At 75.2% G+C, this 8,162-nt stretch carries 5 protein-coding genes; 2 read left to right on the top strand and 3 right to left on the bottom strand.

Annotated elements, in window-relative coordinates:
• Positions 1 to 1,109, bottom strand: a 1,109-nt coding sequence (locus E1300_RS45200) for a hypothetical protein (RefSeq protein ID WP_207400346.1), incomplete at its 3' end; no start/stop codon positions are given.
• 257 nt (positions 1,110 to 1,366) lie between these two features.
• Between E1300_RS45200 and E1300_RS45195 the strand changes: the two genes are divergently transcribed.
• Both E1300_RS45195 and E1300_RS45190 read left to right on the top strand, forming a co-directional pair.
• A complete protein-coding gene (locus E1300_RS45195) occupies positions 1,367 to 4,153 on the top strand; it encodes an ATP-binding protein (RefSeq protein WP_165503288.1) in 2,787 nt (928 codons plus the stop codon).
• Between the two features lie 363 nt (positions 4,154 to 4,516).
• The gene (locus tag E1300_RS45190) at positions 4,517 to 5,344 is read left to right on the top strand and encodes a phosphotransferase (RefSeq protein ID WP_165503287.1); all 828 of its coding nucleotides are present in this window, start codon (positions 4,517 to 4,519) and stop codon (positions 5,342 to 5,344) included.
• Positions 5,345 to 5,353: 9 nt separating this feature from the next.
• Here the strand turns inward: E1300_RS45190 and E1300_RS45185 are convergent, their stop codons facing one another.
• The gene (locus E1300_RS45185) at positions 5,354 to 6,667 is read right to left on the bottom strand and encodes a cyclic nucleotide-binding domain-containing protein (protein WP_165503286.1); all 1,314 of its coding nucleotides are present in this window, start codon (positions 6,665 to 6,667) and stop codon (positions 5,354 to 5,356) included.
• Positions 6,668 to 6,754: 87 nt separating this feature from the next.
• Positions 6,755 to 8,017: an alpha/beta fold hydrolase gene (locus tag E1300_RS45180; protein ID WP_131763433.1), complete on the bottom strand. Its 1,263-nt coding sequence runs from the start codon at positions 8,015 to 8,017 to the stop codon at positions 6,755 to 6,757.
• Positions 8,018 to 8,162: the final 145 nt, after the last annotated feature.

The following is an 8,162-nucleotide window of genomic DNA, read 5'->3' as shown; positions in this document are numbered from 1 at the left end:
AGCGGCGCCGCCAGCAGCGGGCCGAGCAGCGCGGCGGGCAGCACGGTCAGCAGCCCCTCGGCCAGGCCGAGCCCGGCGAGCTGGCGCATGCCCGCGCCGCGGGTGCGCAGCAGCGCGACCTCGCCGCGCCGGTGGTCGGCGAGCAGCCGCGCCACGAGGATCCACGCGTACCCGGCCAGCAGGACGAGCTGGAGCACCGGGATCAGCATCGTCGACCGCGCCGTCTCCACCGCGCCGTGGAGCTGGCCGGTCAGTCTCGGCAGGTTCGTCACCGCGGTGAACGGCGCCCCGCCGCCCGCCTTCTGGAGGGTGGCGCCCGCGGCGGTCACGCGGTCGCCGAGCCCCTCCAGGTCCCCGGTCCGGACGCTCCGCAGGTCGGGCAGCACCGTCCAGCGGGCGTCGCCGCCGGTCCCGGTGAAGCGGCTCGCGAACACCTCCGGCCGCACCACGAACGGCCCGTAGGTCGTGTAGTCGAGCCGCTCCACCCCGGTGGTGACCAGCCGGTCGCCCTGCCAGACGTAGTCGTCCTGCCGGTGGACGTCGAACAGCCCGACGACCTTCACCCGCACGGCCGACGACCGGTCGATCCGGCCGCGCAGCGCGAGCGAGTCGCCGACCCTCACCCGCATGGCGCGCGCGGCGGCGGCCGGCAGGACGGCCTCGACCTCGGCGTCCCTCCCCTGGCCCGGCGCGGAGGCCGGCCAGCGCCCGGCCGCGATCCGGGCGTGCTGCTCGATGCCCGTGTAGGACTCGAACGCCGTCAGCTCCGGATGGTCGCTGCCCTCCTGCCCGGGCAGGCTGTAGGAGTCGCTGCGCACGCCCACCGAGACCGTCAGCGGGACGTCCCGGTAGATCTGCCGCAGCGCCGCGTCCACCTGCCGCTGCGCGGTGCCGAGCCCGCCGGCCGGGAAGTGCCCGGCGATCCGCATCCCGGCCGTGTCGAACGTCGACTCGGCGAGCGTCCGCCGCAGCCCCTCGCGCGTCACCGACCCGGTGTAGCCGTACAGCGCGGCGAGGACGGTCGTCGCGAACAGCGCCGTCGCGCACGCGGCCAGCACCAGGGTCCGGTCGCCGGCCATCCGCCTGACCACCAGCTCCGGATGCCACATAGACGCCGATGATCTTTGAGGGGCGGCCGGGCGGACAACCCCGGACCCCCTTTCGTTCACTTTTCGCAACCTACGTTCGTAAAGGTCGGCACGCCCGCCACCCGCGCCCCACCCGTCCCCGCGCCCCACCCGTCCCCGCGCCCGGGCCGCCCGTGCCCAGGCCGTCCGCGCGCGAACCCCCGTGTTTGTGTCGCGCTACACGGTCGTGCCGCGCCGGCCGGGCTAGCCTCCGGGCAAGCGGACAGGCGGAGGCACAGGTGCCGGGCTTCCCCAGCGGGGTCGGGTTCGGCGGCGACGCCGTCCTCGGCGACAAGATCACGCTGATCGGCGGCACCGCCGAGGACACCGTGCTCGGCGCCCCCGGGCCGCCCCGGCAGCTCCCCCGCGACATCCACGACTTCTCCGGCCGGACGCAGGTCATGGCGCGGCTGGACGCGCTGCTCCGCGAGGACGAGCGCTCCCCGTCCCCCCTCGTCGTCGCGATCACGGGGATGCCCGGCGTCGGGAAGACCGCGCTGGCGGTGCACTGGGCCCACCTCATCGCGGACCGCTTCGCCGACGGGCAGATCTTCGTCGACCTGCGGGGCTACTCCGAGAAGGCCGCGCTGCCGCCGCGGGAGGCGCTCGGCCAGGTCCTGCGGGCGCTGAACGTGCCGTCCGGCCGCATCCCCGTCGACGAGGGCGAGCTGGCGTCGCTCTACCGGTCGCGGCTCGCGGGGAAGCGGGTGCTGATCGTGCTGGACGACGCCGCCGGCTCCTGGCAGGTCCACCCGCTGCTGCCCGGCGGCGCCTCGTGCGTGGTGCTGATCACCGCGCGGGACGACCTCGTGGGGCTGGTGGCCCGCGACCACGTCCGGACCGTCCCGCTGGACGTGATGCCCACCGGCGAGGCGCTCGACCTCGTGCGCACCGTGGCCGGGCGGGAGCGGACGGACGCCGAGCCGGAGGCGGCCAGGGAGCTGGTCCAGGCCTGCGCCCGCCTCCCGCTCGCCCTCGGCCTGGCGGCGGCGAACCTCGCCACCAGCCCGCAGCAGTCGGTGTCCGACGCCGTCGAGATGCTCGCCGGCGGCGACCGGCTGTCCCACCTCGCGCCGGCCGACCACCTCGACAGCGCCGTCGGGGCCGCCTTCGACTGGTCCTACCGCGGGCTCGCCCCCGACCTCGCCGCGGCGTTCCGGCGGCTCGGGCTGATCGAGGGGCCCACCTTCACGCCCGAGGCCGTCGGGGCGATGTGCGCGGTCCCGGCCGGCGCGGCGCACCGCATGCTGCGCCGGCTGGAGGCGGCGAACCTCGTCCAGGCCACCGAGTCGCGGCGGTACCGGCTGCACGAGCTGCTACGGGAGTACGCCAAGGGACGGGCGGAGGCCGAGGACGGCGGGCCCGAGCGGGACGCGGCGCTGCGCGCCCTCGCCGAGGGGTACGCGGAGCGGGCGCGGGAGGCGGCCCGGTCCCTGGACCCGTACCGGCGCGTGATCGGCCCGGAGCCGGCCGGGACGCCCGCGGAGACCGCGCCGGAGCGGCGCGCCGCGGACCTGGAGTGGTTCAAGGCGGAGTACCGCAACCTCGTCGCGGTCATCGCCCAGACCTCACGGGCGGGCTGGGACGACCTGACGCTCGCGCTGGCCGACGCCGTCTACGGGTTCTTCGAGCTGCGCAGGTACGGCCACCGGAACGTCGCGGCGCAGTCGCTCGGGCTGGCGGCGGCGGAGCGGCGCGGCGACGTCCCGGCCGAGATCCTCATGCGGCACCACCTCGCGGTCGCGCACCGCGAGCTCGGGGACCTGCCCGCGGCGCTGCGCGAGGCGCGCGCGGCGCAGGAGCTGAGCCGGCGGACCGGCGACCGGCGCGGCGAGGCCGACGCGCTGGTCGTGATCGCCCGGATCCATCTCCAGCGCAGCGAGTACTGGGAGGCGCTGGCGGTGACGAGGGCGGCGCTGGCGCTGCGCGCGGAGACGGGCGACCGGCACGGCGAGGCGACGACGCTCGACACGATGGCCCGCGGCCACCAGGGGCTCAGCGACTACGGGCCCGCGTACGAGCGGGCCGCGGAGGCGCTCGCCATCCGGCGCGAGATCGGGGACGTCCGCGGCGAGGCCGAGACGCTCGACGGCATCGCCCGCATCTACTACGGGTGGGGGCGCGCCCCGCAGGCGCTGGAGCACGCGGTCCGGGCCCTGCGGCTGCGCCGGGAGATCGGCGACCGGCACGGCGAGGCGGAGACGTTCTCGTTCATCAGCTACCTGCACGTGTGGCTCGGACGGCACCGGCAGGCGACGCTGTACGAGGTCGAGCGCGCCCTGTCGCTGCGCCGCGCGATGGGCGACCGCCTCGGCGAGGGCCACGCCCTCGTGTACCTCTCGGTCGCGCTGCGGCGGCTCAAGCGCCACGACGAGGCGATCCGCGCCGGCCTGGAGGCGCTCGACACGCTCCAGGCCCTGGGCGACCGGCAGGGCGAGGCGGAGGCGCTGAACAGCCTCAGCCGCAGCCTCCGGCGGCTGCGCGCGCTGGACCGGGCCCGCGCGGACGCCGGACGGGCGCTGGAGCTCAGCCGCTCGATCGGCGACCGCTTCGGCGTCGCGACCTCGCTCAACTCCCTCGCGCTCGTCGCGCTGTCGCGGGGCGCGCTGCGCGAGGCCCGCGACCTCGCGACCCGGTCCCTGCGGCTCCGCCGGAGGATCGGCGACCGGCGCGGCGAGGCGAACGCGCTGGACGCGCTCTGCAAGGTCTTCCACCGGATGGGGATGCTGGACAAGGCCCGCCGGACCGCCTTCCGGGCCTGCGCCATCGCGGCGGAGATCGAGGACGGGCACGGCAGGATGGTGACGCTGTGCGCGCTCGCCGGAATCGCCTTCGATTCCGGCGATCATGTCGGCGCCGCGGTCTACGCGCGCGAGGCCGTCCTGCTCGACCGCGAGCTCGGCGGCCGCGACCATCACAAGATGCGGCGGCTCTACGGCCGGATGATCGCCGCGCACGGCGACGGCCGCCTGCTCGCGTCGCTCGCCGAGGCGCTCCAGATCTCGTTCGAGCCGAGGCGCCCCTGACCAGGCACCCCTGAGATGGCGGCGCTGACCGGGCGGCCGCCGATCCGGACACGGCGACCGGCGCGGACGACTCCCGGCCACGGCGGGAATTGCGCACATTAGCCGCAAATCATCATTTGCCTGAAATGGCTTGACTGCCGCCTCTAGCATGATCCGCGTGCGGCCGGATCAGGCCGCTCGGGATCGCTTCCCGCCCCCTCTCGGGCGCCTCAGGGAAGCCTCACCAAGGATCAGACTTTGAGCGAACGCTCGTGGTTGAACGTCCTGGATTCCTACTACGGACACCGTCCCTCAAGCGAGCCCATCGAACTGCTGGAATGCCATGGGCGCCATTACGTCTACTCTTGGCGGAATCGAAGATATGTGCTGTCCCGGGTCCTCAGGGAGGACAGGCGGATCCCGGCCGGGGCCCGGTTCGCCATCACGGGCGCCCTGAGCCGGCGCACCGATCTGGTGGAGCGCACGCTGACGCCGATCGGCGGGTCGCCTGAGGCGCCGTTCGTCCAGATGGACCCCCACCTGTGGTTCGTCCGGCCGTACGTCGCGCACGACCGCTCGCCCGGCTGGAACGACCCGGCGCTCATCGAAGGCGCGGCCGTGACGCTCGCCGGCCTGCACGGCATCGCCGTCCGGCTCCAGGGCGTCGACCTGCCCGGATACGACATCGCCGAACTGCTGGGGCGGCTCTCGCCGTACCACTGGCCCGTCTGGACGGTCCTCGACCGCTACGACGAGTTCGTCACCGAGATGAGGAAGCGGTCACGCCCGCAGGCGGACGTGGACACGGTGCGGCGCAGCCTGGAGCGGCTCGCCAAGGAGGCCACCGAGCTCAGGCTGGGCCTCGTCGGGCTCACCCACCAGGACTACCGGCCCGACAACATCCTCGTCCGGGACGGGAAGGTCGTGGCGGTCATCGACTGGGCCCTCGCGCACCGCGACCACTTCCTGTACGACGCCGTCCTGGCGGCGCTGCACGTGGCGGGCCACCAGCCCGCCGAGGACCGGGCCCGCGCGACCCGGCGGTTCGTGGACGCCTACCTCGACGCGATCGACGTCGAGGCGGAGGCCGCCGCGGTCCGCTGGATGTTCCGGTACGTCGTGACGCGGAAGATCGCGGTCAGCGGGCGGCCGGAGAAGTGGCGCGCCCTGGAAGCCGTGGTCGGACCGCTCGCGGGGCCCGGCGGCGCCTGAGCCGGGACGTCACCGGCCGTAGACGATCTTGTTGCCGAGGACCAGGTCGCCGCGGACGTCGAGGGTCCCGGCGGTCAGCGGCGGCGGGGCCGGCGACGGGGGCGGGGCGTCGCCGCCGGTGCCGGCACCGGTCCCGGACGGGGCGGCGGGACGCGGCGCGGTCCTCAGCGCCGGGGTCCGGGGGACGGTTCCGGCGGCCAGGTACATCCACGCCCTGGTCCTGGTCTCCTTCACCCGGACCTTGACCTTGCGGTAGGTCAGCGGGTCCACGGTGCCGGAGGCGTGCCGGACGACGGTGTCGTAGACGTGGTCGGAGACGATGAACCCGAGGTCGGCGTCGGAGTCGGCGAGCCCGGCCTTGAGGACGGGCGCGTCCAGCAGCCTGGCCGCCTGGATGACGGCCTCCCCGGAGACGCCCTCCCGGTCCGGGACGACGGGCCCGACGTGCAGGGCGACGCGCAGCTGCATGCGGACGGCGTCGCCCGCGCGCCGGTTGTGGGCGCGGAGCTTCACCGCGAGGCGGGACACGATGGGCTCGACGAGGGAGACGGTCGGGACGGCGGGCGGGACGACGATGAGGGCGCCGTCGCCGCGGTCCTCGCGGTAGCACGCGGACCAGGACAGCCGCGACTCCTCGAACGCCTCGCGCAGCAGGTCGTACATCGCGCGGCGGACGAGCCGGCGGTCGTCGTCGGTGCGGGCGCGGTCGCTGAACGACGCGATGTCGGTGAACAGGATCGAGCAGGTCTGGCCCGCCCAAGCGAGGGCGCTCCCGGACACGGCCGTGGCGGGCGAGGCTTCGGCGGGCACGGCCGTGCCAGGGTCGGCCGTGCCGGGTTCGACGGTCCCGTCCGGGCCGCGGTCCTCGGTCAGGCGCTCGTAGAGCTGCCGTTCGAGGACGGACAGGACCCGGTCGTGCTCGCCGAGGAACGCGGCGAAGGCGTCCGCGGGGATGAGCAGCGCCTCCACCGGGTCGAGCGTGACGACCGTGGCGGAGCGCGACCGGACGAGCAGCGCGGCGCGCTCGCCGATGAGGTCGCCGGCGCCGCGCAGCGCGATGATCCGCTCGCGGGACCCCTCGGTGCGGCAGACCTTCGCCCAGCCGGACAGCACGACGACGAGGCGCGTCGCCGGCTCGTCCTCGCGGCAGAGGACCGTCCCGGCGGGCAGGTCGGCGTGCTCGGCGAGGTCCCTCAGCGCGCTCCGCTCGGCCTCGGTCAGCGAGGGCCAGAACGCCTCGGGGCGTTCCGCGCCGTTCAGCGCCGCGGTACCCGTGGTGTGCCTGGTGTCCGTGGTGTGCGTGGTGTCCGTGGTGTGCGCCACCGTCCATCCCCCAACCAGGGGGCCCGTCGCCACCCCATCCCCTGGCTATCAGCCGGGAGGGGAGATTTCCGTGTCGTAGTGCACAAGTCAGATATCGCCGCGGCGCAGGGCCAGCAGGTGATCGAAGACCTTCGCGTCGGCGGAGAGGCCGTTGTGGGCGTACTCGCTCGTCACCCAGGTGCGGATGCCGGGGATCATGCGGGCCGTCTCCAGGGACAGGTCGCGGTCCACGTACATGTCGTCGTGGTAGACGGCGGCCGTCACCGGGACGGTCGTGGCGGCCAGCCGGTCGGCGTCGTACAGGGCGGGCCAGTCGTGCGCGGCGAGCAGGTCGGCGCACGCGCGGAGCGGCACCAGCGCCGGGTCCTCCTCGAAGAACCAGGGGTGGATCGTCTCGCCGAGGAACCGGAACGGCTCGGCGCGCGGCGCGAATCCGGGGAACTCCGCGAGCGTCCGCTCCGCGGCCCAGTCCGAGCGCGTGCCGTCGCAGAGGCACGCCTCGTGGACGAGGGCGTACAGGGGCTGCGCGGCGAACGAGACGGCGGCGTCGACCTCGCGCAGGAAGGTGTCGGAGAGGCGGCCGTCCGGGAGGAACGCCTCCTCCAGGAGGTAGTGGAGGTCGTGGAAGCGGACGGAGTGGCCCAGCCCGAGCCCGAGGGTCTGGAAGCGGCGGGCGGTCAGGCGCTCGCCGCCGGGGAGGCGCTCGTCGGCGCCGTCCAGGTGGGCGGCGACCCGCCGGGCGATGGCCTGGTCGCCGGGGTAGCGGGCGAAGTAGCGCTCGTTCGCGGCGAGGATCCGGCGGTACGACGCCCGGTACCAGTCGTCCGGCGTCGCGGTGAGGCTCGGCAGCCCGCCGGTGATGAAGACTTCGCTCAGCCCCTCGGGCGCGATCGACAGGTAGGTCACCGCGCAGAAGCCGCCGAAGCTCTGGCCGAGGACGCTCCACGGGCGGTCGCCGGCGAGGTGGCGGCGCAGCAGCTCCGCGTCCCGGACGATGGAGTCGGCGCGGAAGTGGCGCAGGTACGCGGCGGCCCGCGCGGGGTCCGCGGGGAGGGTCTGCCGGTTCGCGGGGGTGCTGCGGCCGGTGCCGCGCTGGTCGAGCAGCAGCACCCGGTAGTCGCGCAGGGCCCGGCCGAGCCAGGCGGCGGGACCGCCCGGCCGGGGCGCCCGGTTGCCGGGGCCGCCCTGGAGGTAGAGCAGCCAGGGCAGGTCCGCGTCCTCCTTGCCCGGCGCGACGACCTCGCGTGCGTAGACCCGGATGGACGGCCCGGCCGGGTCGGCGTGGTCCAGCGGGACGTCCAGGAAGTGGTCGGTGCAGACGAAGCCGGGTCGGCGGAACGAGATCGACATGCCCCTACTATCGCGCCCGCTCAACCGTGCTCCGGCCAGGTGCCCGGGCGGGACGCCCGGCCCGCTCAGCAGGGCTCGGCCCGCCACGGGGAGGCGCCCGCGGCCCGCTCGGCGCGGGCGAGGACGTCCGCCGGGTCGAGGGCCG

The sequence above is a fragment of the Actinomadura fibrosa genome, from assembly GCF_900659615.1.
GTDB classification, from domain to species: Bacteria; Actinomycetota; Actinomycetes; order Streptosporangiales; family Streptosporangiaceae; genus Spirillospora; species Spirillospora fibrosa.
The sequence above is the reverse complement of the archived record's forward strand: the minus strand, read 5'-3'. Positions and strand labels throughout refer to the sequence as shown.